Origin of the sequence: Corynebacterium sp. MSK044, from assembly GCF_030232825.1 — a bacterium.
Lineage (GTDB): Bacteria > Actinomycetota > Actinomycetes > Mycobacteriales > Mycobacteriaceae > Corynebacterium.
Genome location: NZ_JASPJJ010000074.1, coordinates 1 through 355 on the forward strand (window position 1 = coordinate 1; position 355 = coordinate 355).

Annotated in this window: 1 protein-coding gene; it reads left to right on the top strand. The window is 54.6% G+C overall.

Features of this window, described 5'->3' with window-relative positions:
- Positions 1–355, top strand: a 355-nt coding sequence (locus tag QP994_RS11130) for a hypothetical protein (RefSeq protein ID WP_284866844.1), incomplete at both ends; no start/stop codon positions are given.

The following is a 355-nucleotide window of genomic DNA, read 5'->3' on the forward strand; positions in this document are numbered from 1 at the left end:
ATGATGATGTTGTGCCTGGTGTGCGGCTTAAAAGTGCGCAGAAGCGTCAGTTGAAAGAGGCTATGGCATCCATGGCGGCCGAGGCGCGTAAGGCTGGGGCTGTGTGGGTTTTGGTTCTTCCTGGTGTGCAGGGGGATTATGTTTCTGCTGTGACTTTGTTGTTGCGGTGGTCTGATTCTGCTCCGCGGTCGGCGAGTGTGTTGGAGATTCAGCGGCAGTTGGGGGTTGATGGTAGCAGTGTTGAGCCGACGTTGAATGGGGAGAGTTATGTTTTGCATAGTTCTTCTTCGTTGGCGGGTCCTGTGACTGATCGTCGCACGGTGTATACCCATCAGGCGTTTGTTCCTGTGCCGTC